The organism is Streptomyces flavalbus (genome assembly GCF_042674625.1).
Classification (GTDB): domain Bacteria; phylum Actinomycetota; class Actinomycetes; order Streptomycetales; family Streptomycetaceae; genus Streptomyces; species Streptomyces flavalbus.
In genome coordinates this window covers 1,478,217-1,504,421 of the sequence record NZ_JBHTEB010000001.1, presented here as the reverse complement: position 1 = coordinate 1,504,421, position 26,205 = coordinate 1,478,217, and the positions used below count along the sequence as shown (strand labels likewise).

General features: G+C 70.3%; 19 protein-coding genes. 10 read left to right on the top strand and 9 right to left on the bottom strand.

Features of this window, described 5'->3' with window-relative positions:
• Positions 1 to 20: 20 nt before the first annotated feature.
• A complete protein-coding gene (mshC, locus tag ACFQZ6_RS06595; RefSeq protein ID WP_381605558.1) occupies positions 21 to 1,250 on the top strand; it encodes a cysteine--1-D-myo-inosityl 2-amino-2-deoxy-alpha-D-glucopyranoside ligase in 1,230 nt (409 codons plus the stop codon).
• A 50-nt stretch (positions 1,251 to 1,300) separates the two neighbouring features.
• Here mshC and ACFQZ6_RS06590 read toward each other — a convergent pair whose 3' ends face one another.
• The 6 genes from ACFQZ6_RS06590 to ACFQZ6_RS06565 form a co-directional block, all read right to left on the bottom strand.
• On the bottom strand, positions 1,301 to 2,287 hold the full coding sequence (locus tag ACFQZ6_RS06590) for a PAC2 family protein (RefSeq protein ID WP_381605556.1): 987 nt from the start codon (positions 2,285 to 2,287) through the stop codon (positions 1,301 to 1,303).
• Between the two features lie 133 nt (positions 2,288 to 2,420).
• Positions 2,421 to 3,128 (bottom strand): FadR/GntR family transcriptional regulator, encoded by a 708-nt coding sequence (locus tag ACFQZ6_RS06585; RefSeq protein ID WP_381605554.1) that lies wholly within the window; start codon positions 3,126 to 3,128, stop codon positions 2,421 to 2,423.
• Between the two features lie 150 nt (positions 3,129 to 3,278).
• The gene (locus ACFQZ6_RS06580; RefSeq protein WP_381605552.1) at positions 3,279 to 4,895 is read right to left on the bottom strand and encodes a glycerol-3-phosphate dehydrogenase/oxidase; all 1,617 of its coding nucleotides are present in this window, start codon (positions 4,893 to 4,895) and stop codon (positions 3,279 to 3,281) included.
• 68 nt (positions 4,896 to 4,963) lie between these two features.
• Positions 4,964 to 6,523, bottom strand: coding sequence for a glycerol kinase GlpK (gene glpK / locus ACFQZ6_RS06575; protein WP_381605550.1), 1,560 nt, complete (start codon positions 6,521 to 6,523; stop codon positions 4,964 to 4,966).
• A 77-nt stretch (positions 6,524 to 6,600) separates the two neighbouring features.
• Positions 6,601 to 7,395: an MIP/aquaporin family protein gene (locus tag ACFQZ6_RS06570; protein ID WP_381605549.1), complete on the bottom strand. Its 795-nt coding sequence runs from the start codon at positions 7,393 to 7,395 to the stop codon at positions 6,601 to 6,603.
• A gap of 273 nt (positions 7,396 to 7,668) precedes the next feature.
• Complete coding sequence (locus ACFQZ6_RS06565) at positions 7,669 to 8,433, bottom strand: IclR family transcriptional regulator (RefSeq protein WP_381605547.1); 765 nt, start codon at positions 8,431 to 8,433, stop codon at positions 7,669 to 7,671.
• 366 nt (positions 8,434 to 8,799) lie between these two features.
• Between ACFQZ6_RS06565 and metH the strand changes: the two genes are divergently transcribed.
• The 4 genes from metH to ACFQZ6_RS06545 all read left to right on the top strand — a co-directional run bounded on the left by metH (position 8,800) and on the right by ACFQZ6_RS06545 (position 16,834).
• Positions 8,800 to 12,318, top strand: coding sequence for a methionine synthase (gene metH, locus ACFQZ6_RS06560; RefSeq protein ID WP_381605545.1), 3,519 nt, complete (start codon positions 8,800 to 8,802; stop codon positions 12,316 to 12,318).
• Between the two features lie 130 nt (positions 12,319 to 12,448).
• A complete protein-coding gene (locus tag ACFQZ6_RS06555; protein WP_381605543.1) occupies positions 12,449 to 13,150 on the top strand; it encodes an HAD family hydrolase in 702 nt (233 codons plus the stop codon).
• Between the two features lie 431 nt (positions 13,151 to 13,581).
• Entirely contained in the window at positions 13,582 to 15,183 is a 1,602-nt protein-coding gene (locus ACFQZ6_RS06550; RefSeq protein WP_381605541.1) for an ABC transporter substrate-binding protein, read from the top strand.
• Between the two features lie 67 nt (positions 15,184 to 15,250).
• Positions 15,251 to 16,834 carry an ABC transporter substrate-binding protein gene (locus ACFQZ6_RS06545; protein WP_381605539.1) on the top strand — a complete coding sequence of 528 codons (1,584 nt, stop codon included), beginning with the start codon at positions 15,251 to 15,253 and terminating at the stop codon, positions 16,832 to 16,834.
• A 100-nt stretch (positions 16,835 to 16,934) separates the two neighbouring features.
• On the opposite strand, the gene ACFQZ6_RS06540 is transcribed toward ACFQZ6_RS06545, so the two are convergent.
• The gene (locus tag ACFQZ6_RS06540) at positions 16,935 to 17,606 is read right to left on the bottom strand and encodes a response regulator transcription factor (protein ID WP_360218279.1); all 672 of its coding nucleotides are present in this window, start codon (positions 17,604 to 17,606) and stop codon (positions 16,935 to 16,937) included.
• 14 nt (positions 17,607 to 17,620) lie between these two features.
• Positions 17,621 to 18,568, bottom strand: a complete 948-nt coding sequence (locus tag ACFQZ6_RS06535; RefSeq protein ID WP_381605537.1) for a RecB family exonuclease — start codon at positions 18,566 to 18,568, stop codon at positions 17,621 to 17,623.
• A 131-nt stretch (positions 18,569 to 18,699) separates the two neighbouring features.
• On the opposite strand from ACFQZ6_RS06535, the gene ACFQZ6_RS06530 reads away from it, so the two are divergent.
• From ACFQZ6_RS06530 to ACFQZ6_RS06520, 3 genes are all read left to right on the top strand, one after another.
• Positions 18,700 to 20,178, top strand: coding sequence for a site-2 protease family protein (locus ACFQZ6_RS06530; RefSeq protein ID WP_381605535.1), 1,479 nt, complete (start codon positions 18,700 to 18,702; stop codon positions 20,176 to 20,178).
• Positions 20,179 to 20,232: 54 nt separating this feature from the next.
• The gene (locus ACFQZ6_RS06525) at positions 20,233 to 21,135 is read left to right on the top strand and encodes a tRNA (adenine-N1)-methyltransferase (RefSeq protein ID WP_381605533.1); all 903 of its coding nucleotides are present in this window, start codon (positions 20,233 to 20,235) and stop codon (positions 21,133 to 21,135) included.
• A 195-nt stretch (positions 21,136 to 21,330) separates the two neighbouring features.
• Positions 21,331 to 21,909, top strand: a complete 579-nt coding sequence (locus tag ACFQZ6_RS06520) for a hypothetical protein (RefSeq protein ID WP_381605530.1) — start codon at positions 21,331 to 21,333, stop codon at positions 21,907 to 21,909.
• A 58-nt stretch (positions 21,910 to 21,967) separates the two neighbouring features.
• Here the strand turns inward: ACFQZ6_RS06520 and ACFQZ6_RS06515 are convergent, their stop codons facing one another.
• The gene (locus ACFQZ6_RS06515; protein ID WP_381605528.1) at positions 21,968 to 22,273 is read right to left on the bottom strand and encodes a ferredoxin; all 306 of its coding nucleotides are present in this window, start codon (positions 22,271 to 22,273) and stop codon (positions 21,968 to 21,970) included.
• A 244-nt stretch (positions 22,274 to 22,517) separates the two neighbouring features.
• On the opposite strand from ACFQZ6_RS06515, the gene arc reads away from it, so the two are divergent.
• Together arc and dop are read left to right on the top strand one after the other, a co-directional pair.
• Positions 22,518 to 24,284, top strand: coding sequence for a proteasome ATPase (gene arc, locus ACFQZ6_RS06510; protein WP_381605526.1), 1,767 nt, complete (start codon positions 22,518 to 22,520; stop codon positions 24,282 to 24,284).
• Between the two features lie 233 nt (positions 24,285 to 24,517).
• Positions 24,518 to 26,029, top strand: a complete 1,512-nt coding sequence (gene dop, locus ACFQZ6_RS06505) for a depupylase/deamidase Dop (RefSeq protein ID WP_381605524.1) — start codon at positions 24,518 to 24,520, stop codon at positions 26,027 to 26,029.
• Positions 26,030 to 26,205 lie beyond the last annotated feature (176 nt).

Sequence of the window (26,205 nt, the reverse complement as noted above, 5' to 3'; positions counted from 1 at the left end):
AGTCCGGTTAGGCTCATGACATGTATGCCTGGCCCGCTTCCGAGGTCCCCGCCCTGCCCGGTCAGGGCCGCGACCTCAGGATCCACGACACCGCGACCGGTGCCCTGGTCACCCTTGACCCCGGTCCAGTCGCCCGCATCTATGTCTGCGGCATCACCCCGTACGACGCGACCCACATCGGGCACGCGGCGACCTACAACGCGTTCGACCTCGTGCAGCGCGTGTGGCTCGACAACAAGCGGCAGGTCCACTACGTCCAGAACGTCACCGACGTCGACGATCCGCTGCTCCAGCGCGCGGAGCGCGACAACGTCGACTGGGTGGCCCTCGCCGAGCAGGAGACCGCCCTGTTCCGCGAGGACATGACCGCGCTGCGCATGATCCCGCCGCGGCACTACATCGGCGCCGTGGAGGCCATACCCGGCATCGTGCCGCTGGTGGAGCGGCTGCGGGACATGGGCGCCGCCTACGAGCTGGACGGCGACATCTACTTCTCGGTCGAGTCCGACGCCGACTTCGGCAAGGTCTCCGGCCTCGACGCCGCCACCATGCGGCACCTGTCCGCCGAGCGCGGCGGCGACCCGGACCGCCCCGGCAAGAAGAACCCGCTGGACCCGATGCTGTGGATGGCGGCCCGCGAGGGCGAGCCGAGCTGGGACGGCGGCTCCCTCGGCCCCGGCCGCCCCGGCTGGCACATCGAGTGCGTCGCCATCGCCCTCGACCACCTCGGCATGGGCTTCGACGTCCAGGGCGGCGGCTCCGACCTCGCCTTCCCGCACCACGAGATGGGCGCCTCGCACGCCCAGGTGCTGACCGGCGAGTTCCCGATGGCCAAGGCGTACGTGCACGCGGGCATGGTCGCGCTGCACGGCGAGAAGATGTCGAAGTCCAAGGGCAACCTGGTCTTCGTCTCCCAACTGCGCCGCGACGGCGTCGACCCGGCCGCCATCCGGCTGGCGCTCCTCGCCCACCACTACCGCGCCGACTGGGAGTGGACCGACGACGTGCTGCGGGACGCCGAGGCGCGCCTCGCCCGCTGGCGCGCGGCGGTGTCCCGGCCCGACGGCCCGCCCGCCGAGACGCTGGTCGAGGAGGTCCGCGACGCGCTCGCCGCCGACCTGGACGCCCCGGCCGCGCTCGCCGCGGTCGACCGCTGGGTGGCCCGCCAGGAGCAGCACGGCGGCACGGACACCGGCGCCCCCGGCGTCGTGTCGCGGGCGGCCGACGCACTGCTCGGCGTGGCGCTCTAGCGGCAGGCACACGACGAAGGGGCGCTCCCGTCAGGGAAGCGCCCCTTCTCTCACTCCTCCGAGGAATCGTCCTCGTCCGCCGCCCCCGGCTTCGGTGGCTTCGGCGGACGTGTCCGCTCACTCGGGTTGTCCCGCAGGAACGGCGGACCGTCACCGCCGTCCGTGGCGTGCCCCCCGGGACCGGTACCCGGCCCGCCGCCGTCCCGGCGCCGCAGATACCGCTCGAACTCCCGCGCGATCGCCTCACCCGACGCCTCCGGCAGCTCGGCGGTGTCCCGGGCCTCCTCCAGCGTCTGGACGTACTCGGCGACCTCGCTGTCCTCCGCCGCGAGCTGGTCCACGCCCACCTGCCAGGCGCGCGCGTCCTCCGGCAGCTCGCCCAGCGGGATGCGGACGTCGATCAGGTCCTCCAGCCGGTTCAGCAGCGCCAGCGTCGCCTTCGGGTTGGGCGGCTGCGACACGTAGTGCGGTACGGCGGCCCACAGCGACACCGCCGGGACGCCCGCGTGCGTGCACGCCTCCTGGAGGACGCCGACGATGCCCGTGGGGCCCTCGTACTTGGTCTCCTCCAGGTCCATCCGCCGGGCCAGGTCGGCGTCCGACGTGGTCCCGCTGATCGGCACCGGACGGGTGTGTGGGGTGTCCCCGAGCAGCGCGCCCAGGATCACCACCAGCTCCACGCCCAGCTCGTGGGCGAAGCCCAGCAGCTCGTTGCAGAACGACCGCCAGCGCATGGAGGGTTCGATGCCCCGCACCAGCACCAGGTCGCGGGGCTTGTCGCCGCCGACCCGCACCACCGACAGTCTCGTCGTCGGCCATGTGATCTTGCGGACGCCCGCGTCCATCCACACCGTGGGGCGGTTGACCTGGAAGTCGTAGTAGTCCTCGGCGTCCAGCGCCGCGAACACCTCGCCCTTCCACTCCCTCTCGAGATGCGCGACCGCGGTGGAGGCGGCGTCGCCGGCATCGTTCCAGCCCTCGAACGCGGCCACCATGACTGGGTCGATCAGCTCGGGAACCCCCTCTAGCTCGATCACCCAGTGCCTCCTTCCGACGTGCCCTCGCCTGACGTCCCAACCTTACGGCGTTCCGCGGGGGCGCCCGCAGCCCCCTTGCACGGGGCAGTGAACGGATCACTGCCCCGATCATCACCCCGGAACACCCACCGATTCATCCGAGCTGTGAGGCTGAGCTGTCACGCGGTGTCCCCAGCGCGCCGCGCAGCCACTGCTCCACGCTCGCGATGTGCACGGTCGCCCACGACCGCGCCGCCTCGGCGTCCCGGTCGCGCAGCGCGGCGAGGATCGCGCGGTGCTCGTGCAGGGTGCGGCTGACGGCGTCCCGCTGGGTCAGACCGCGCCAGACCCGGGCCCGCGTCGTGGGGCCGGACAGGCCGTCGAGCAGGGACGACAGCACCGAGTTGCCGGACGCCTGCCCGATGGCCCGGTGGAACTCCAGGTCGCAGGCGACCAGTTGCTCCACCGAGGGGGCCGCGCCCAGCGCGTCCAACCGCCCGGCCAGCGCGTCGAGTTCGGCCACCGTGATCCGGGACGCGGCGAGCGCGGTGGCGGCGGGCTCCAGGATGCGCCGCACCCCGAGGAACTCCAGCACCGTGTCGTCCCGGTGGAAGTCCACGACGAAGCTCAGCGCCTCTAGGAGCAGCCGCGGATCGAGGCTGGTGACGTACGTGCCGTCGCCCTGCCGCACGTCCAGGATCCGGATCAGCGACAGGGCGCGCACCGCCTCGCGCAGGGAGTTGCGGGACAGTCCGAGGTCCGCGGCGAGTTCGCTCTCCTTGGGCAGCCGGTCGCCGGGCCGCAGCGCACCGGAGACGATCATGCCCTTGATCTTCTCGATCGCCTCGTCGGTCACTGCCATCGTCGGCCTCCCACGGTCGTACGGTCGCGCAAGCACGCAAGACACCGTCGTAGACATCCGATGTCTGCGCGCATTATGACCGACGACATACGAAGGGGGCGGCCCCGTCGGGGTGGAGCCGCCCCCTTCGTCCCCCCGTCCGGCCCGACGCTACTTCTCGTCGAGCAGGCCCTGGACCCTCGCGCGGACGTCGTCCGTGGCCAGCCCGCGGATGGTCAGGGTGGTCCGGCGGCGCAGCACGTCGTCCGCCGTCTCGGCCCACTCGTGGTCCCGGGCCCAGACGACCTGCGCCCAGATCTCCGGGGCGTCGGGGTGGACGCGCTTCGCGAGTTCGGGGTCCTCGTTGGCGATCCGGGCGATGTCGAAGGCGAGCGAGCCGTAGTGGGTGGCCAGGTGCCGCGCGGTGTCCGGCGCCATGCGCGGGCCGGGCGCCGGGCGGTCGGTGAGCAGCCGGTGGGCGACCGCGCGCGGGTTGGCGATGCCGGGCAGCGGCAGCTTCTTCGGCAGCGCCGAGATCGGCTCGAAGTCGTCGCCCAGCGGGTGGCCCGGCAGCGACTCCAGCTTCCGCATCACGGTGCGGCCGATGTGCCGGAAGGTCGTCCACTTGCCGCCCGCGATGGACAGCATCCCGCCGCGGCCCTCGGTGACGACGGTCTCCCGCTTGGCCTTGGCGGTGTCGCCGGGCCCGCCCGGCAGCACCCGCAGCCCCGCGAACGCGTACGTGATCAGGTCCCGGTCGAGCTGCTGGTCGCGGATGGAGAACGCGGCCTCGTCGAGGATCTGGGCTATGTCCTTGTCGTTGACGGCGACGTCGGCCGGGTCGCCCTCGTACTCCTCGTCGGTGGTGCCGAGCAGCAGCATGTCCTCCCAGGGGAGGGCGAAGGTGATGCGGTACTTGTCGATCGGGGTGGCCAGCGCCGCCTTCCACGGGGAGGTCCGCTTCAGCACCAGGTGGGCGCCCTTGGACAGCCGGATGGACGGCGCCGCGTTCGGGTCCTCCATGCGGCGCAGGTGGTCGACCCAGGGGCCGGTGGCGTTCAGCACCAGCCGGGCGGTCACCCCGAACTCCTCACCGGTGAGCCGGTCGCGCAGCTCGGCGCCGGTCACCCGGTTCCGGGTGAACCGCAGCCCGGTGACCTCGGCGTGGTTGAGGACGACGGCGCCCGCGTCGACGGCGGCGCGGACCGTCATCAGCGCCATCCGGGCGTCGTTCATCTGGTCGTCGCCGTAGACGGCCACGGCCTTGAGGTTCTCGGTGCGCAGCTCGGGCACGTCGGCCTGGGCGCGGGTGGGGGAGAGGAGGTGGCCGACGCCGTCGCCGAACGCGGACAGCGCCGAGTACGCGAAGACACCGGCCCCCAGCTTCGCGGCGCCGTGCGGTCCGCCCTTGTACACGGGGAGGTAGAAGGTGAGCGGGTTCGCCAGGTGCGGGGCGACCTGGCGGGAGACCGCGCGGCGCTCGAAGTGGTTCTCCGCCACCAGCTTCACGGCGCCGGTCTGGAGGTAGCGCAGGCCGCCGTGCAGGAGCTTGGAGGAGGCGGAGGAGGTGGCGCCGGCGAAGTCACCGGCGTCGACCAGGGCCACCCTCAGGCCGGACTGCGCGGCGTGCCAGGCGGTGGAGATGCCCAGGATGCCGCCGCCGATTACGAGGAGGTCGTACGACGCCTTGGAGAGCTGCTCGCGGACCTCGGCGCGGCCGGGGTTGGCGCCCGAGGCCGGGCGGGTGCCGAGGGCAGGCACGGACTGGAGGGTGGACTGACTGGTCATGTCGGGTTGCTACTCCTCATCAGAGCCGCCGGGAGCGGACTCCCGACGGCTCTTCGTCAGGTGTTTCGTCAGCTCTCGTCGTCGATCCAGCCCATGGTCCGTTCGACGGCCTTGAGCCAGCTCTTGTACTCACGTTCGCGGGTGTCCGCGTCCATGCGGGGGGTCCACTCGGCGGCCCGGCGCCAGTTGGCGCGCAGGTCGTCGGTGCTGTTCCAGAAGCCGACGGCGAGTCCGGCGGCGTAGGCGGCGCCGAGGCAGGTGGTCTCCGCGACCATGGGGCGCACCACGGGGGCGTCCAGGAAGTCGGCGAGGGTCTGCATCAGCAGGTTGTTGCTGGTCATGCCGCCGTCGACCTTCAGGGCGGTCAGTTCGACGCCGGAGTCCTTGGTCATGGCGTCCGCGATCTCGCGGGTCTGCCAGGCGGTGGCCTCCAGCACCGCGCGGGCCAGGTGCGCCTTGGTGACGTAGCGGGTGAGACCCGCGATGACGCCACGGGCGTCGGAGCGCCAGTAGGGGGCGAACAGGCCGGAGAAGGCGGGCACGAAGTAGGCGCCGCCGTTGTCCTCGACGGACAGGGCGAGGGTCTCGATCTCGGCGGCGGTGGAGATCAGGCCCATCTGGTCGCGCATCCACTGCACCAGCGAGCCGGTGACGGCGATGGAGCCTTCCAGGGCGTAGACGGTGTCCTGGTCGCCGATCTTGTAGCCGACGGTGGTCAGCAGCCCGCTGTAGGAGTTGATGATCTTGTCGCCGGTGTTCATCACCATGAAGGTGCCGGTGCCGTAGGTCGACTTGGTCTCGCCCTCGGAGAAGCAGGTCTGTCCGAACAGGGCCGCCTGCTGGTCACCGAGCGCGGAGGCGACCGGGATGCCGCCGAGCAGGTCGCCGAGCTTGCCGCCGGTGATCTCGCCGTACACCTCGGCGGAGGAGCGGATCTCCGGGAGCATCGCCAGCGGCACGCCGATGGACTCCGCGATCTTGGCGTCCCACTGCATGGTGTGCAGGTTCATCAGCAGGGTGCGGGAGGCGTTGGTGACGTCGGTGACGTGCTGGCCGCCGTTGACGCCGCCGGTGAGGTTCCAGATGACCCAGGTGTCCATGGTGCCGAAGAGGATGTCGCCCGCCTCGGCGCGCTCCTTGAGGCCGTCGACGTTGTCGAGCAGCCAGCGGGCCTTGGGCCCGGCGAAGTAGGAGGCCAGGGGGAGGCCGGTCTCGCGGCGGAAGCGGTCCTGGCCGACGTTGCGGCCCAGCTCCTTGCAGAGGGCGTCGGTGCGGGTGTCCTGCCAGACGATGGCGTTGTGGACGGGCTCACCCGTGTTCCTGTCCCACAGCACGGTGGTCTCGCGCTGGTTGGTGATGCCGATGGCCTTGATGTCGTCGCGGGTGATCCCGGCCTTGGCGACGGCCCCGGCGACGACTTCCTGGACGTTGGTCCAGATCTCGGTGGCGTCGTGCTCGACCCAGCCCGGCTTGGGGAAGATCTGCTCGTGCTCCTTCTGGTCGACGGAGACGATCCGGCCGTCCCGGTCGAAGACGATGCACCGGGAGGACGTGGTGCCCTGGTCGATGGCGGCGATGAACGGCCCTTGGCCGTGGGAGGCGATGCCGGCGGTGTGGGCGTCGGTCACTGTGAACTCCTGAGAGGTCCGTGGGTTACGAGGGCGGTACGCGCGTGTGCGTGCTCGACAGCTTGCAAGGGGAACTGTCAGACGAAGGCGAGCTTGTAGAGACCCGCCGCGAGCGCGCCGCCGATCAGCGGTCCGGCGACCGGGACCCAGGCGTAGCTCCAGTCGGAACCGCCCTTGTTCGGCAGCGGCAGCAGCGCGTGCACGATGCGCGGGCCCAGGTCACGGGCCGGGTTGATGGCGTAGCCGGTCGGCCCGCCCAGCGACAGACCGATGCCGACCACGACCAGCGCGGTGATCAGCGCGCCCAGCGTGCCCAGGCCGTTGCCCTCGTCGTTCAGGCCCTGGGTGAGCACGGCGAGCACCAGCACGAAGGTGCCGAGGATCTCCGTCGCCATGTTCTGCACCGCGTTGCGGATCTCAGGACCGGTCGAGAACACGCCCAGAACCGGTCCAGCGCCCGTCTCCTGCGCCTGGACCGCCTTGGCCTGGGTGGCCTGCGCGCCCGGACCGCCGACGATCTCCTTGTCGGTGAGGTGGGCCTGGAACTGCCCGTAGTAGGCGACCCAGACCAGCGCCGCGCCGATCATGGCGCCGAGGAGCTGTCCGGCCCAGTAGGTGGGGACGTCGCCCCACTCACCGTCCTTGATCGCGATGCCCAGGGTCACCGCGGGGTTCAGGTGGGCGCCCGACAGGGGCGCGGTGGTGTAGACGGCGGTCAGCACCGCGAAGCCCCACCCGAAGGTGATCGCGAGCCAGCCGGCGTTGCGGGCCTTGGAGGCCTTGAGCACCACGGCGGCCACCACGCCACCGCCGAGGAGGATGAGCACGGCGGTACCGATGGTCTCGCCGATGAAGATGTCGGAGCTGGACACCCGCGACTCCTTTGTCCTTTGGCGTCGTCACACTCTAACGTCTATTGCCGGTAGGTGTTCGACATTGTCGACCGATGGACGGGAGTCTTGCTCTGGGGTTCCACGGGCGTCAAGAGTTCTGATGGGGAAAGTGCGATCGTTATTGATCGCCGCGGGTCACCGATGTTTCGGGTCGGAAAGGGGCTGTTTTGGGTCGGAAAAGGACGAGGGCCGGAACGTCCTCCGACGTTCCGGCCCCTCGCGCGTGACGCGGCCGTGACCTGCCCGCGCCCCTCAGAACCGCCCGGCGCCCAGGTCGCGGGAGACCGCGCGGGCGCAGTCCCGCACCGCCGCGATCAGCTCCGGGCGCAGCTCACCGTCCCGGCACACCCGCTCCACCGCCCCCGTGATGCCCACCGAGCCGACCGGCATCCGGCGCCGGTCGTGGATGGGTGCGGCGATGGACGCGACGCCCTCCCAGGTCTCCTCCACGTCGGCGGCGTACCCCCGCGCGCGCGTGAGGTCGAGGATCTGCTCGAAGGCGTCCAGGTCGCACACCGTGCGGTCCGTGAACGCCTTGCGGTCGGCCTCCAGCGCCTCGCTGTGCGCCACCGGGTCGTACGCCGACAGCACCTTGCCCAGCGCCGTGGAGTGCAGCGGCTGCATGGCCCCGATCTCCAGCACCTGGCGGCTGTCGTCGGGGCGGAAGACGTGGTGCACGACCAGCACGCCCTGCTGGTGCAGCACGCCCAGGTGCACGCTCTCCCCGCTGGAGCGGGCCAGGTCGTCCGTCCAGACCAGCGCCCGCGCGCGCAGCTCGTGCACGTCCAGGTAGGTGGTGCCGAGCCGCAGCAGCTCCGCGCCGAGCTGGTAGCGCCCGGACGCCTCGTCCTGCTCGACGAAGCCCTCCTGCTGGAGGGTGCGCAGGATGCCGTGCGCGGTGCCCTTGGCCAGCCCCAGGGACGAGGCGATGTCCGACAGGCCCAGCCGCCGCTCGCCGCCCGCGAGCAGCCGCAGCATCGCGGCCGCCCGTTCGAGCGACTGGATGTTCCGTGCCATCGCCGTCCTGCCTCCGTCCCCTTCGGCCGTCGCGCCGCGACGGCGTCCGGCCCCTTCGCCTACCGTCGGCCCGTGGACACACCGTCCGCCGTCGGTCCGTCGAATACCGCCGAACCACGTGAGCGTTAGGGTGCCGCCCTCGCTGACATGGTTCGGCAATGCCGAACACTACCGGTCGATGCCGACCTCCCGCTAATAGCTCGACGTGTACGGCCATCCGGCGCGGACCGCCCGCCATCCTCGTCCGCGTCGTGGACGCCCTGCCCACCGGGCCCCCGTCCCGGCTACCCTTGCGGCGTGCGCCCACCGTGAGAAGGTCCACGGAAGCGCAAAGCCGACAGCCGTCGCACCCCAGGGAGCCCTTTCATGGCCTCGTCGCCACAGAGCCCGTCCGCAGCCGACAGCCGCACCCGCGCCACCGCCCTCCGGCAGGCCCTCGCCAGCCGCGTGGTGGTCGCCGACGGGGCGATGGGCACCATGTTGCAGGCCCAGGAGCCGACACTGGACGACTTCGAGCAGCTCGAGGGCTGCAACGAGGTCCTCAACGCCACCCGCCCCGACATCGTCCGCTCCGTGCACGCCGCCTACTTCGACGCGGGCGTCGACTGCGTGGAGACCAACACCTTCGGCGCCAACCTGTCCGCCCTCGGCGAGTACGACATCGCCGACCGGATCGGCGAACTGTCCGAGGCCGGTGCCCGCATCGCCCGCGAGGTGGCCGACGAGTACACCACCGCCACCGGTCAGCAGCGCTGGGTCCTCGGCTCCATGGGCCCCGGCACCAAGCTGCCCACCCTGGGCCACACCACCTTCGCCGCCATCCGCGACGCCTACCAGCGCAACGCCGAGGGCCTCCTCGCGGGCGGCGCCGACGCGCTGCTCGTGGAGACCACCCAGGACCTCCTCCAGACCAAGGCGTCCGTCATCGCCGCCCGCCGCGCCATGCGCACCGCCGGGTACGACGTCCCGCTGATCGTCTCCGTGACCGTCGAGACCACCGGCACCATGCTCCTCGGCTCCGAGATCGGCGCCGCGCTCACCGCGCTGGAACCGCTCGGCATCGACATGATCGGCCTGAACTGCGCCACCGGCCCCGCCGAGATGAGCGAGCACCTGCGCTTCCTCGCCCGGCACTCGCGCACCCCGCTGTCCTGTATGCCCAACGCCGGACTGCCCGTCCTCACCTCCGACGGCGCCCACTACCCGCTCTCCGCGCCGGAACTGGCCGACGCCCAGGAGAACTTCGTACGCGACTACGGCCTGTCCCTGGTCGGCGGCTGCTGCGGCACCACCCCCGAGCACCTCCGGCAGGTCGTGGAGCGGGTGCGGGAGCTGACGCCGCCGCGGCGCGAGCCGCGCCCCGAGCCGGGCGCCGCCTCCCTCTACCAGTCGGTGCCGTTCCGGCAGGACACCTCCTACCTCGCCATCGGCGAGCGCACCAACGCCAACGGCTCGAAGAAGTTCCGCGAGGCCATGCTGGACGGCCGCTGGGACGACTGCGTGGAGATGGCCCGCGAGCAGATCCGCGAGGGCGCGCACATGCTCGACCTGTGCGTGGACTACGTCGGCCGCGACGGCGTCGCCGACATGGAGGAGCTGGCGGGCCGCTTCGCCACCGCCTCCACCCTGCCGATCGTGCTGGACTCCACCGAGGTCGACGTCATCCGCGCCGGACTGGAGAAGCTCGGCGGACGCGCGGTGATCAACTCCGTCAACTACGAGGACGGCGACGGCCCCGAGTCCCGCTTCGCCAAGGTCACCGAGCTGGCGCGCGAGCACGGCGCCGCGCTGATCGCGCTGACCATCGACGAGGAGGGCCAGGCCCGCACCGCCGAGAAGAAGGTCGAGATCGCCGAACGGCTGATCGACGACCTCACCGGCAACTGGGGCATCCGCGAGTCGGACATCCTCATCGACTGCCTCACCTTCACCATCTGCACCGGCCAGGAGGAGTCCCGCAAGGACGGCGTCGCCACCATCGAGGCGATCCGCGAACTCAAGCGCCGCCACCCCGACGTGCAGACCACCCTCGGCCTGTCGAACATCTCCTTCGGCCTCAACCCGGCCGCCCGCATCCTGCTGAACTCCGTCTTCCTCGACGAGTGCGTCAAGGCGGGCCTGGACTCCGCGATCGTGCACGCCTCCAAGATCCTGCCGATCGCCCGCTTCAGCGAGGAGGAGGTCACCACCGCCCTCGACCTCGTCTACGACCGCCGCTCCGAGGGCTACGACCCGCTCCAGAAGCTGATGGCCCTGTTCGAGGGCGCCACCGCCAAGTCCCTGAAGGCGGGCAAGGCCGAGGAACTCGCCGCGCTGCCGCTGGAGGAACGCCTCAAGCGGCGCATCATCGACGGCGAGCGCAACGGCCTGGAAGCCGACCTCGACGCCGCCCTCACCGAGCGCCCGGCGCTCGACATCGTCAACGACACCCTCCTGGACGGCATGAAGGTCGTCGGCGAGCTCTTCGGCTCCGGCCAGATGCAGTTGCCGTTCGTCCTGCAGTCCGCCGAGGTCATGAAGACCGCCGTCGCCTACCTCGAACCGCACATGGAGAAGGTCGAGGGCGCCGAGGGCAAGGGCACCATCGTGCTCGCCACCGTCCGCGGCGACGTCCACGACATCGGCAAGAACCTCGTCGACATCATCCTGTCCAACAACGGCTACAACGTCGTCAACCTCGGCATCAAGCAGCCCGTCTCCGCGATCCTCGACGCGGCCGAGGAGCACAAGGCCGACGTCATCGGCATGTCCGGCCTCCTGGTCAAGTCCACCGTGATCATGAAGGAGAACCTGGAGGAGCTGAACGCCCGCGGCCTGGCCGCCAGTTACCCCGTCATCCTCGGCGGCGCCGCCCTCACCCGCGCCTACGTCGAACAGGACCTGCACGAGGTCTACGAGGGCGAGGTCCGCTACGCCCGCGACGCCTTCGAGGGCCTGCGCCTGATGGACGCCCTCATCGGCGTCAAGCGCGGCGTGCCCGGCGTCCAGTTGCCCGAGCTGAAGCAGCGCCGGGTCCGCGCGGCCACCGTCGAGGTCGAGGAGCGCCCCGAGGAGGGCCACGCCCGCTCCGACGTCGCCACCGACAACCCCGTGCCCGCCCCGCCGTTCTGGGGCACCCGCATCGTCAAGGGCATCCAGCTCAAGGAGTACGCCTCCTGGCTCGACGAGGGCGCCCTCTTCAAGGGCCAGTGGGGCCTCAAGCAGGCCCGCACCGGCGAGGGACCCAGCTACGAGGAACTCGTCGAGACCGAGGGCCGCCCGAGGCTGCGCGGCCTGCTGGACCGCCTCCAGACCGAGAACCTCCTTGAGGCCGCCGTGGTCTACGGCTACTTCCCCTGCGTCTCCAAGGACGACGACCTGATCATCCTCGACGAACAGGGCAACGAGACCACCCGCTTCACCTTCCCCCGCCAGCGCCGTGGCCGCCGACTCTGCCTGGCGGACTTCTTCCGCCCCGAGGAGTCCGGCGAGACCGACGTCGTCGGCTTCCAGGTCGTCACCGTCGGCTCCCGCATCGGCGAGGAGACCGCCCGCCTGTTCGCGTCCGACTCCTACCGCGACTACCTCGAACTGCACGGACTGTCCGTCCAGCTCGCGGAGGCCCTCGCCGAGTACTGGCACGCCCGCGTGCGCGCCGAACTCGGCTTCGCCGGGGAGGACCCCGCCGCCATGGAGGACATGTTCGCCCTGAAGTACCGCGGCGCCCGCTTCTCCCTCGGCTACGGCGCCTGCCCCGACCTGGAGGACCGCGCCAAGATCGCCGACCTGCTCCAGCCGGAACGCATCGGCGTCCACCTCTCGGAGGAGTTCCAGCTCCACCCCGAGCAGTCCACCGACGCGATCGTCATCCACCACCCCGAGGCCAAGTACTTCAACGCAAGGTGACCCGCCACCGCACACAGTGACGTCTCTCACCGCACACTGATCCGATCCGACGTACAATGGTCGGTCCACTGCTCGCAGGCCGGTTCCCCGCGCGGGAACCGGCCTGTGCGTCCCTGAAGGAGGTTGGTGGATGACGACCACGATCCCGGCGCTTCGCACCCGCACGGGCGACGGCTCCGCGCTCCAGGCGGTGCTCCTCGACATGGACGGCACCCTCGTCGACACCGAGGGCTTCTGGTGGGACGTGGAGGCCGCGGTCTTCGCCGACCTCGGGCACACCCTCGACGAATCCTGGCGGCAGGTCGTCGTCGGCGGCCCCATGAGCCGCAGCGCCGGGTTCCTCATCGAGGCCACCGGCGCCGACATCACCCTCGCGGAACTCACCGTCCTGCTCAACCAGGGCTTCGAGGACCGCATCGACCACTCGCTGCCGCTGATGCCGGGCGCCGCCCGACTGCTCGCCGAACTCGCCGCGCACCAGGTCCCCACCGCGCTGGTCTCGGCCTCCCACCGGCGCATCATCGACCGCGTCCTCGCCTCGCTCGGCCCCCAGCACTTCGCGCTCACCGTCGCCGGTGACGAGGTGCCGCGCACCAAGCCGCACCCCGACCCGTATCTGCTCGCCGCCGCCGGACTCGGCGCGGATCCGGCCAGATGCGCGGTGATCGAGGACACCGCCACCGGTGTCGCGGCCGCCGAGGCGGCGGGCTGCCAGGTCGTCGCCGTCCCCTCCGTGGCCCCCATCGCCCCCGCCGACAGGCGCACCGTGGTGTCCTCCCTGGAAGAGGTCGACCTGGCATTTCTGCGCGGCCTTGTGACACAAATGCGCTAGCCGTTCACCCACCGTGCAGCACGGATAACACGCGAATTCATCCCGCGCGGCCGACCGGCGTCCGCAAAGGAATTCGACTCCGCCGGATGGCTGAATTCCGGCTTGTCACACCCTGGTGGAAAGTGTGACGTTCGCCACCCTTGGCCGGGTCGACAGTCGCCCCCGCATGTGCTTGCCGCCCCCCGCCGGGGCGGTGTGCCATGCCCTTGTGTCCTGATTGGTGGACCGCTGCCGGAATCCTTCCCGTGTCGGGTTTTCGGTCTGTCCACGCCCGGTTTCACAGCGTGATGGGGCCTCAACTCCACTGGCTGTGAACGCCGCTGCAAGCGCGGACTAATCTCGTCGCGAGAACGACACCCCCAACCTCGTGGAACGGCTACGCCACCCCTGTATGCCGGGTACACGGACGTGACATCTGGAGAAACTCGAGCATGAACCGCAAGACTTTGGTGCTGCCGGCCGTCGTGGGCCTGCTCGCGCCAGTGCTGGTGGCCTGCGGTGGGTCCGACAGCGGCAGCGACTCGGACGCCATCGTCGTCGGCACCACGGACGGGTTCATCGCCTCGAAGGACGCTCCCGCCCCCGTCGACCCGGCCTACGCCTACGACGTCGGCACCTGGAACATCCTGCGCCAGACCGTGCAGACCCTCATGGTCCAGCCCCGCGGCGACGGCGAACCGGTCCCCGAGGCCGCCGAGTCCTGCTCCTTCAGCGACGCGGGCAACGAGCGCTACTCCTGCGAACTCCGCAAGGACCTCAAGTTCTCCAACGGCGACCCCGTCACCGCCGAGGACGTCAAGTACTCCATCGACCGCGCCCGCGCCATCAAGGCCGACAGCGGCGTCTTCGCCCTGCTCTCCACCATCGACACCGTCGAGACCAAGGGCGACCGCGAGGTCATCTTCCACCTCAACACCGCCGACGCCACCTTCCCGTACAAGCTGTCCACGCCCGTCGCGGGCATCGTCAACCCCGACGACTACGACAAGGGCAAGCTGCGCGACGGCTTCGACATCGACGGCTCCGGCCCGTACACGCTCGACGCGCAGGAGGAGGACGGCAAGCTCACCAAGGCCGTCTTCACCAAGAACCCCCACTACAAGGGTGCCCTTGAGGTGAAGAACGACAAGGTCGAACTGCGCTCCTTCGCGGACGCCGACGCCATGGGCGACGCCCTCGAAAAGGGCGACATCGACCTGATGACCCGCACCATGAACCCGCAGCAGATCCAGGAGCTGTCCACCGGCTCCAACAGCGACATCGACCTCGTCGACATGCCCGGCCTGGAGATCCGCTACCTCGCCTTCAACACCGACGACCCGTCCGTGAAGTCGAAGGCCGTCCGCCAGGCCATGGCCCAGCTCGTCAACCGCAGCGAACTCGTCACCGAGGTCTACGGCTCCCAGGCCGAACCGCTGTACTCGCTGGTCCCCGCCAGCATCACCGGCCACACCAACGCGTTCTTCAACGCCTACGGCGACCCGAACGTGTCCAAGGCCCGCGACACCCTCACCGCGGCCGACATCACCACGCCCGTGAAGCTGACCCTGTACTACACCACCGACCACTACGGCGCCGCGACCAAGGACGAGTTCGACGTCCTGAAGAAGCAGCTCAACGACAGCGGCCTGTTCGACGTCACCACCAAGGGCGTGCCCTGGGAGACCTTCCGCCCCGCCGAGAAGGAAGGCGAGTACGAGGTCTACGGCATGGGCTGGTTCCCCGACTTCCCCGACGCCGACAACTACCTCGCCCCGTTCCTCGACGCCGACAACTTCCTCGGCTCGCCGTACGCCAACAACGAGATCCGCAACACCCTGATCCCGCAGTCGCGGCGCGAGGCCGACCGGATCGCCGCCGTCGAGAGCCTCTCCGACATCCAGGACCTCGTCGCCAAGGACGTCCCCGTCCTGCCGCTGTGGCAGGGCAAGCAGTACATCGCCGCCCGTGACGGTGTCACCGGCGCCGCCTACGCCCTGAACTCCTCCTCCACGCTGCAACTGTGGGAGCTGGGCCGCGGCGTCAGCGGCTGACGCACACCCGAACCCGGGGCCCGGCACGAGGGCCCCGGGACGCACCAACGACACAAGGCACACGCACGTGAACCTGCGCAACCAGTGGCCCGTCCTACCGATCGTGGCGGGCCTGGCCTCCGGCCTGTTGACCGGCTGCGGCTCCGAGACCGGCGACACCGGTCAGGGCGGCTCCCACGTGGTCATGGGAATGTCCGACGACGTCCTGGCCACCGACCCGGCGTCCGGCTACGACCCGGGCTCCTGGCTGTTGTTCAACAACGTCTTCCAGTCCCTGCTCAGCTTCCCCAACGGCGGCACCGAACCGCAGCCCGAGGCCGCCGAGCAGTGCTCCTTCACCGACACCCGCACCTCGGTCTACGAGTGCACCCTGAAGGACGGCCTGAAGTTCAGCAACGGTGACCCGCTCACCTCGAAGGACGTCAAGTTCTCCTTCGACCGCATGGTGGACATCGACGGCCCCGACGGCCCCGCCGTCATGTTCCCCACCCTCGACAAGGTCGAGACCCCCGACGAGAAGACGGTCGTCTTCCACCTCAACGCCCCCGACGCGACCTTCCCCAGCAAGATCGCCTCCGGCGCGGGCTCCATCGTCAACCACCGCGAGTACGACGCCGACGGACTGCGCACCGACGACCAGGCCAGCGGCTCCGGCCCCTACAAACTGGACTCCTTCACCGACGACCAGGCCGTGTTCTCCGTCAACGAGAACTACCAGGGCACCGCCGACGTCCAGAACGAGGGCGTCACCCTCAAGTTCTTCCACGGCGACCAGGCCGCCCTGAAGAAGGCCCTCCAGGACGACACCGTCGACATCGCCTACCGCGGCCTGTCCGCCGCCGACATCGCCGACGTCGAGAAGACCTCCGACGGCACCAGCGGCATCGAGGTCGTCGAGGGCAGCAGCGCCGAGGTCCAGCACCTCGTCTTCAACATGGACGACCCCGTCGCGGGCAAGCTCGGCGTCCGCCGGGCCATCGCCCACCTCCTCGACCGCGAGGCCCTCGTCCAGGACGTCTACCAGGGCACCGCCACCCCGCTCTACTCGATCGTCCCCGCCGGGATCACCGGCCACAACACCGCCTTCTTCGACACCTACGGCGCCCGCCCCTCCAAGGCCAAGGCCGCCGCCGCGCTCGCCGCCGAGGGCATCACCGGCAAGGTCAAGCTCACCCTCTGGTCCACGCCCAGCCGCTACGGCCCCGCCACCGACCAGGAACTCAAGGCCATCGCCGGACAGCTCAACGCCAGCGGCCTGTTCGACGCCGACGTCAAGTCCGTCCCCTTCGAGCAGTACGAGAAGGACATCGAGGCGGGCAAGTACGGCGTCTACGTCAAGGGCTGGGTCCCCGACTACCCCGACGCCGACAACTTCACCGCCCCGTTCTTCGGCGAGGGCAACGTCCTCGGCAACAACTACGCCAACGACACCATCACCGGCACGCTCATCCCGAACACCGCCGCCGAGAGCGACCGCGCCGCCACCGAACGGGACTTCGGCCGCCTCCAGGACATCGTCGCCGAGGAACTCCCCGTCCTGCCCGTCTGGCAGGCCAAGCAGTACGCCGTCGTCGGCGACGGCGTCTACGGCCTGGAGTACTGCCTGGACGCCTCGACCGTGTTCCGCTTCTGGGAACTGCGCAAGGCCTGACCCAGGCCCGCACCCACGACGAGGGCGCCCCCATCAGGCCCGAGGGGGGCGCCCTCCCTCCGTCTCCCGGCGTCGGCCACCGCCCGTCCTGCGGCGTCGGCTACTGCGCGCCGGGACGCACCAACCCGCTCTCGTACGCGTACACCGCCGCCTGCACCCGGTCCCGCAGCCCCAGCTTCGTCAGCACATGGCCGACGTGCGTCTTGACCGTCGTCTCACTGACGAACAGGTCCGCGGCGATCTCCGCGTTCGACAACCCGCGCGCCACCAGCTTCAGCACCTCCACCTCACGCTCCGTCAGCGTGCCCAGGGTGTCCGGCACCGGCTCGTCCCCCGACGGCAGATGCGTGGCGTACTTGTCCAGCAGCCGACGCGTGATGCTCGGCGCCAGCATCGCCTCACCCGCCGCCACCACCCGGATCGCCTGCACCAGCTCGTTGGCCGGGGCGTCCTTCAGCAGGAACCCGCTGGCGCCCGCCTTCAACGCCTCCACCACGTACTCGTCCAGGTCGAACGTGGTCAGCACCAGTACCTTCGCCGGACCGTCCCGACCCGGGCCCGTGATCTGCCGGGTCGCCTCCACACCGTCCATCCGCGGCATACGGATGTCCATCAGCACCACATCGGGCTGCAACGCCCGCACCTGGTCGAGCGCCTGGAGGCCGTCCCCGGCCTCACCCACGACCGCGAGGTCCTGCTCCGCCTCCAGGATCATCCGGAAGCCCGTGCGCAGCAGTGGCTGGTCATCGACCAGTAGGACACGGATGGCCACGTAAGTCTCCTTCGCTAGTCCGGGCCCATTCTGCCCTGCGCGCCCCCACCCGACTCCGCCGCCCTGACCGGCAGCGGATACGGCGGGGGCGTACCGCCGAACTCCGGGCAGTGCGCCTGGTGATCGCACCAGCCGCACAGCTTCGTCGGCCGGGGCCGCCAGTCACCGCTCTCCGTCGCCTGCCGGATCGCCTCCCACAACGCGAGCAGCTTCCGCTCCACCCGCTCCAGATCCGCCAGGACCGGGTCGTACGTCAGCACGTCACCACTGCCCAGGTAGACGAGCTGGAGCCGACGCGGCACGACCTTCTTCAGCCGCCACACCACCAGCGCGTAGAACTTCATCTGGAACAGCGCCCCGTCGGCGTACTCAGGGCGGGGCGCCTTGCCCGTCTTGTAGTCGACGATCCGCACCTCACCCGTCGGCGCCACGTCGACCCGGTCGATGATCCCGCGCAGCCGCAGCCCCGAGTCCAGCTCGGCCTCCACGAACAGCTCCCGCTCGGCGGGCTCAAGGCGCGTCGGGTCCTCCAGCGTGAACCACCGCTCCACCAGCCGCTCCGCCTCCGACAGCCAGCGCGCCAGCCGCTCCCCGTCCGGATCGTCGGCGAACAGCTCCACCACCTCCGGCCGGGAGGTGCGCAGCCGCTCCCACTGCGCCGGGATCAGCGACTTCGCCCGGGGCGCCGTACGCTCCCCGGCGGGGGCGTCGAAGAGGCGCTCCAGCACCGCGTGCACCAGCGTGCCCCGGGTGGCCGCCTCGCTCGGCTTCTCCGGCAGCTTGTCGATCACCCGGAAGCGGTACAGCAGCGGGCACTGCATGAAGTCACCGGCGCGCGAGGGCGACAGGGACGCGGGCGCGACCGCCGCCCTGGGCTCCTCCGGCTCGGGCACGGCAGGCGGCCGTACCACCGCCGCGGCGTCGCTGGGGGCCGTCATGTCGCCCTCGGTCCTCGTCTCCATGACCACAGACCTTACGACCCACCACTGACAGTCACCCGACCGCCGTCACCCCTGCCGCGCCCACCACATACCATCGACCACAGACCCTTCCGCCCGGCAGGCGCGGAAGACGCTTCGAACGAGGGGAAACCGTGGACGTGAGCGGCGGGAGCGGGCAGCCGCGGTCCGACAGGGACCAGCCGGCCGGGAACAACGCCGACGAGACACCCCGGCCCACCACGGACACCGACGACACCACCAGCGCCGACGCGAGCCCCGCGCGGCCCCCCGCCGCCCACGAGGACCCCGCGCCCGGGACCGACAGCGCCCCGCAGCCCCCCGCGCCCGACGGGGAGGACACCCACGACCAGCGGCCCACCCCGCCCCCCGGCACCGTCGGCAGCGCACAACCCGAGCACACCCCGGCCGGAGAGCGCCCCCACGCGCACGCCGGGAACAAAGCGCCCGCGCGGGGACCCGAGCCCCGGGGCGGCCTGCTGATGGGGCGGCCCTTCGGCGTACCCGTGTACGTCGCCCCGAGCTGGTTCCTCGTCGCCGCCCTGATCACCTGGGTCTTCGGCGGCCAGCTCGACCGCGTCCTGCCCGAACTCGGCGGCGCCCGCTACCTCGTCTCCCTCTTCTTCGCCGTCGCCTTCTACGCCTCCGTCCTCGTCCACGAACTCGCCCACACCGTCGCCGCCCTCCGCTTCAAACTCCCCGTCCGCCGCATCCAGCTCCAGTTCTTCGGCGGCGTCTCCGAGATCGAGAAGGAAGCCGAGACCCCCGGCCGCGAGTTCGTCCTCGCCTTCGTCGGCCCCCTGCTCTCCCTCGTCCTCGCCGGTGTCTTCTACGCCGCCATGCAGACCGTCGAGCCCGGCACCGTCCCCGGCGTCCTGCTCGCCGGACTGATGATCTCCAACCTCATCGTCGCCGCCTTCAACCTGCTCCCCGGCCTCCCCCTCGACGGCGGCCGGATGCTCCGCGCCGTCGTCTGGAAGATCACCGGCAAACCCATGAGCGGCACCATCGCCGCCGCCTGGTTCGGCCGCGCCCTCGCCGTCTCCGTCCTCATCGGCCTGCCCTGGCTCACCCAGTCCGGCGCCCTCGGCAGCGACGCCGTCGACAACGTCGGCATGGACACCGTCATGGACGCCCTGCTCGCCGCGATCCTCGCCGCGATCATCTGGACCGGCGCCGGGAACAGCCTCCGCGTCGCCCGCCTGCGCGAACACCTCCCCGAACTGCGCGCCCGCGCCCTCACCCGCCGCGCCGTCCCCGTCCAGACCGACACCCCCCTCTCCGAGGCCCTCCGCCAGGCCAACGCCGCCGGGGCCCGCGCCCTCGTCGTCGTCGACGGCGACGGCAACCCCGTCTCCCTCGTCCGCGAGGCCGCCATCGTCGGCGTCCCCGAGCACCGCCGCCCCTGGGTCGCCGTCAGCGGCCTCGCCCAGGACCTCACCGACGGAATGCGCGTCTCCGCCGAACTCGCCGGGGAAGACCTCCTCGAAGTCCTGCGCGCCACCCCCGCCACCGAGTACCTCGTCGTCGAGGACACCGGCGAGATCTACGGCGTCCTCTCCGCCGCCGACGTCGAACGCGCCTTCGTCAAGGCCATGGCCCGCCCTTCCTGACCCCCCGCCCCCGCCGTGGTCGGCGGCCCCCGCCAGGCCCGGTAGGCTGGTCACATGTCCGAACCGACCGGTGCCGCCCGCCGTCGCGGGCCCTTCAAGGTCGGGGACCAGGTACAGCTGACCGACCCCAAGGGCCGCCACTACACGTTCACGCTCGAAGCCGGGAAGAACTTCCACACCCACAAGGGTTCCTTCCCGCACGACGAACTGATCGGCGCACCCGAGGGCAGCGTTGTCCGCACCACCGGGAACGTCGCCTACCTCGCGCTGCGCCCCCTGCTCCCCGACTACGTCCTGTCCATGCCCCGCGGGGCGGCCGTCGTCTACCCCAAGGACGCCGGACACATCCTCGCCTTCGCCGACATCTTCCCCGGCGCGCGCGTCGTCGAGGCGGGCGTCGGCTCCGGCTCGCTCAGCAGCTTCCTGCTGCGCGCCATCGGCGACCAGGGCATGTTGCACAGCTACGAGCGCCGCGCCGACTTCGCCGAGATCGCGCAGGCCAACGTCGAGCGCTACTTCGGCGGCCCCCACCCGGCCTGGCAGCTCACCGTCGGAGACCTCCAGGACAACCTCTCCGACACCGACGTCGACCGCGTCATCCTCGACATGCTCGCCCCCTGGGAGTGCCTGGAGGCCGTCTCCAAGGCGCTCGTCCCCGGCGGCATCGTCTGCTGCTACGTCGCCACCACCACCCAGCTCGCCCGGACCGTCGAGTCCATCCGCGAGATCGGCTGCTTCAACGAGCCGACCTCCTGGGAGACGATGATCCGCAACTGGCACATCGAGGGCCTCGCCGTCCGCCCCGACCACCGCATGATCGGGCACACCGGCTTCCTCCTCACCGCCCGCCGCCTTGCCGACGGCGTCGAACCGCCCATGCGCCGCCGCCGCCCCGCCAAGGGCGCCTACGGCGAGGACTACTCCGGCCCCAACGCCGACGGAGGCCTCGGCCGCTGAGGCGGCCCCCCGCCGCGTACAACCTCACGGCGCCGGGCCCGAGTTCCCCCACCAGCACGGGAAGTCGGGCCCGGCGCCGTCACGTTGACCTGAGCCAAAAGCCATCCGAGTACCCACCCCGGCGTTCCCCCGCACTGTGACGTGTGGCACGATGCAGCCACCCCACCGGCACAGCCCTCACAGGAGACACTCCTCGTGCAGCAACCCGCCGTTCCGGAACTGGCACACACGCACACCCGCCCCATCCACTGGCTCGCCACCGCCACGGCGGTCGCCGGGGTCGTCGCCCTGTCCTCCGTGCTCCAGCCCGGCCCGGCCACGGCGGCGCAGCCCCCCGCCAGCGCGTCCAAGAAGGCACCCGCCGCCGGACCACCCCCCACCACCGACGGCGTCGACTTCCCCCTCGACTGCGGCCCCGTGACCACCGTCGTCGCCCACCAGGCCTCCGGCGACCTCGACGGCGACGGCCAGCCCGAGACCGTCGCCGTGGTGCACTGCGACGCCGGAATGAGCACCCCGCCCGACGGCGTGTACGTCCTCACCCGCGGCGCCGACGGCGCCCAACCCCGCGTGGTCGCGACCCTCGTCGACCCCAAGGACCGGGTCACCGTCAGCGACTTCACCGTCCGTGACGGCGCGGTCCGCGCGACCCTGCACGGCTACTCCACCGCCGACGTGCCCACCTGCTGCCCCGACGTCCACGACGACACGAAGTGGCAGTGGCGCGACGGCGCGTTCGTCCGCTCGACACCCGCCGGAGCGCGCAGCGTGTGACGCACGCGACCCCGAGGTGTGAGAAATCAGACAGCGGTCACGGACCGTGCAGATCCAGTCACTCCGCGTCCGGACCGTAGACCTCCACCCTGTCCGAAACGCGACGCACGTGGATGCACTCACCCGGGCACTCCCGCGCCGAGTCCACCACATCCGTCAGCAGCGGCAGCGGCACCGGCGTCGTCGCGCCCCTGTCCTGCAACAACTCCTCGCCAGCGCCCTTCACATAGGCCAGACCGTCGATGTCCAGCTCGAACACCTCGGGCGCGTACTGGACGCAGATGCCGTCGCCGGTACAGAGATCCTGGTCGATCCAGACCTCAAGGGCCCCGCCACCGACTCCGGCCTCCTGCTGCGCTGCCATTCGCTCCTGCCGTTTCTTCGCCGAGCCTGCGGGAATCCGGCCAGCTCTGACGGGTGTTGAACACTTCGACCCTACCTCCGGCAGCTTTCCAATCACGTTCGGTGGGTATTCCCCTGGCGTGAGGGAGAGCGCAAGGGTGAAGATCGGACACACCCCGACAGTCTTTGTGATCTAGGGGTTTCAATCGACACCCACCCAGGTAGGGTCTGGAAGCGTCCAGCTCCCCTTGGAGGAGGTGAGGACCGTGGCAGCCCACGACGACGACATGAACCGCGGCATCCGCCCGGGACGAGGGTCCGAAGACCCGGCCGGGCAGATCGCCTACCTTGAGCAGGAGATCGCCGTCCTGCGACGCAAGCTCGCCGACTCTCCGCGGCACACGAGGATTCTCGAAGAGCGGATCGTCGAGCTTCAGACGAACCTGGCCGGCGTGTCCGCCCAGAACGAGCGACTCGCCAACACGCTCCGTGAGGCCCGCGACCAGATCGTGGCCCTCAAGGAAGAGGTCGACCGGCTCGCCCAGCCGCCCGCCGGTTTCGGCGTCTTCCTCACGGCGAACGAGGACGGCACCGCCGACATCTTCACCGGAGGCCGCAAACTCCGGGTGAACGTCAGCCCCAGCGTCGACCTCGAAGAGCTGCGGCGCGGCCAGGAAGTCATGCTCAACGAAGCACTCAACGTGGTCGAGGCCATGGAGTTCGAGCGCGTCGGGGACATCGTCACCCTCAAGGAGATCCTTGAGGACGGCGAACGCGCCCTGGTGCTCGGGCACACCGACGAGGAACGGGTGGTACGGCTCGCCGAGCCGCTGCTGGACGTCACCATCCGCCCCGGCGACGCCCTGCTGCTCGAACCCCGCTCCGGCTACGTCTACGAGGTCGTCCCCAAGAGCGAGGTCGAGGAACTCGTCCTCGAAGAGGTCCCCGACATCGGCTACGAGCAGATCGGCGGCCTCGGCAACCAGATCGAAGCCATCCGCGACGCGGTCGAGCTTCCCTACCTCTACCCCGACCTGTTCCGGGAGCACGAACTGCGCCCGCCCAAGGGTGTCCTCCTCTACGGACCCCCCGGATGCGGCAAGACGCTCATCGCCAAGGCCGTCGCCAACTCGCTGGCCAAGAAGGTCGCCGAGGTCACCGGCCAGGCCGCGGGCAAGAGCTTCTTCCTCAACATCAAGGGCCCGGAACTGCTCAACAAGTACGTCGGCGAGACCGAGCGGCAGATCCGCCTGGTCTTCCAGCGGGCCCGCGAGAAGGCCAGCGAGGGCACCCCCGTCATCGTCTTCTTCGACGAGATGGAGTCCCTCTTCCGCACCCGCGGCTCCGGCGTCAGCTCCGACGTCGAGAACACCATCGTCCCGCAGCTCCTCGCCGAGATCGACGGCGTCGAGGGCCTGCAGAACGTGGTCGTCATCGGCGCCTCCAACCGCGAGGACATGATCGACCCCGCCATCCTGCGCCCCGGCCGACTCGACGTGAAGATCAAGATCGAGCGTCCGGACGCCGAGGCGGCCAAGGACATCTTCGGCAAGTACCTGACCGAGCGCCTGCCCCTGCACGGGGACGACCTCAACGAACACAGCGGCGACAAGGCCATGACCGTCCAGAGCATGATCCAGACGGCAGTGGAACACATGTACGCCGAATCGGAGGAGAACCGCTTCCTCGAGGTGACCTACGCCAATGGTGACAAGGAAGTCCTCTACTTCAAGGACTTCAACTCCGGCGCCATGATCGAGAACATCGTCGGCCGCGCCAAGAAAATGGCGATCAAGGACTTCCTCGAAAAGAATCAGAAGGGCCTCAGGGTCTCCCACCTGCTCCAGGCATGTGTCGACGAGTTCAAGGAGAACGAGGACCTGCCCAACACCACCAACCCCGACGACTGGGCCCGCATCTCCGGAAAGAAGGGCGAACGGATCGTCTACATCCGCACCCTGATCACCGGAAAGCAGGGCGCGGACACCGGACGCTCCATCGACACGGTGGCGAACACCGGACAGTACCTGTAAAAGCCAGGGCGGCTGCGGGTCCCCTCTCCGGGTACCCGCAGCCGACTGCTTTTCCAGGGAGGCTGGAGCAAGGCAATGACGCAAATGATCTCCCCACCGGCGCAGAGGCGTTCTAGGCTCTTCCATACCGCCGAGTCGCGCAGTGCGGGGACGGGCACCGCACACGCAACCGAGCGCCAGCGGTACTTGAGTGGCGTCCACGACCGAGGGCGCCGCCGGGCAAGGAGGGCCGCATGACCGTACGGCGAGTAATGGGCATCGAGACGGAGTACGGGATCTCCGTCCCCGGCCACCCCAACGCCAATGCCATGCTCACCTCATCCCAGATCGTCAACGCCTACGCCGCGGCGATGCACCGGGCCCGCCGGGCCCGCTGGGACTTCGAGGAGGAGAACCCCCTGCGCGACGCGCGAGGCTTCGACCTCGCCCGCGAGGTCGCCGACGCCAGCCAGCTCACCGACGAGGACATCGGCCTGGCCAACGTCATCCTCACCAACGGAGCCCGGCTCTACGTCGACCACGCACACCCCGAGTACAGCGCCCCCGAGGTCACCAACCCCCGCGACGCCGTCCTCTGGGACAAGGCGGGCGAGCGCATCATGGCCGAGGCCGCCGAACGCGCCGCCGCGCTCCCCGGCGCCCAGCCCATCCACCTCTACAAGAACAACACCGACAACAAGGGCGCCTCCTACGGCACGCACGAGAACTACCTGATGAAGCGGGAGACCCCGTTCTCCGACATCGTGCGCCACCTCACGCCCTTCTTCGTCTCCCGCCAGGTCTTCACCGGCGCCGGTCGCGTCGGCATCGGCCAGGACGGCCACGAACACGGCTTCCAGCTCAGCCAGCGCGCCGACTACTTCGAGGTCGAGGTCGGCCTGGAGACCACCCTCAAGCGCCCCATCATCAACACCCGCGACGAGCCGCACGCCGACGCCGAGAAGTACCGCCGCCTGCACGTGATCATCGGCGACGCCAACCTCTCGGAGATCTCCACCTACCTCAAGCTGGGCACCACCGCGCTCGTCCTGTCCATGATCGAAGACGGCTTCATCGCCGTCGACCTGGCCGTGGACCAGCCCGTCCGCACCCTCCACCAGGTCTCCCACGACCCGTCGCTGAAGCGCCTGGTCACCCTCCGTAGTGGCCGCACCCTCACCGCCGTACAACTCCAGATGGAGTACTACGAACTCTCCCGCAAGTACGTCGAGGAGCGGTTCGGCGCCGACGCGGACGAGCAGACCAAGGACGTCCTGGCCCGCTGGGAGGACACCCTCAACCGGCTCGAACGCGACCCCATGAGCCTCGCGGGCGAACTGGACTGGGTGGCCAAGCGGGAACTCATGGAGGGCTACCGCCGCCGCGACAACCTCGACTGGGACGCCGCCCGGCTCCACCTCGTCGACCTCCAGTACGCCGACGTACGCCCCGAGAAGGGCCTCTACAACCGCCTGGCCGCCCGCGGCCGGATGAAGCGCCTCCTGGACGACGCCGAGGTCGAGCGGGCCAAGGTCACGCCTCCGGAGGACACCCGCGCCTACTTCCGCGGACGCTGCCTGGAGCAGTACGCCGACGACGTCGCCGCGGCCTCCTGGGACTCCGTGATCTTCGACCTCCCGGGGCGGGACTCCCTCCAGCGGGTCCCAACCCTCGAACCACTTCGCGGAACGCGTAATCACGTCAAGGAACTGCTGGACCGCTGCCGTACCGCGGAAGACCTGGTCAGGGTCTTGTCCGGCGGCTGAGCGGGTACACGGAGCAGACGCCCGGCCGGGGTGGAAACCGCCCCGGACGGGAATCATCGAGGTGGCCCTCGCGCGTTGTACCAACGGCAGGGCCGTTGTCAGACCGGCCTTGTAGGGTCTGATCAAGACCGAACGGCAGGAAAGCCGTCCTGCCGACCATGTCGGGCGAACCGAGC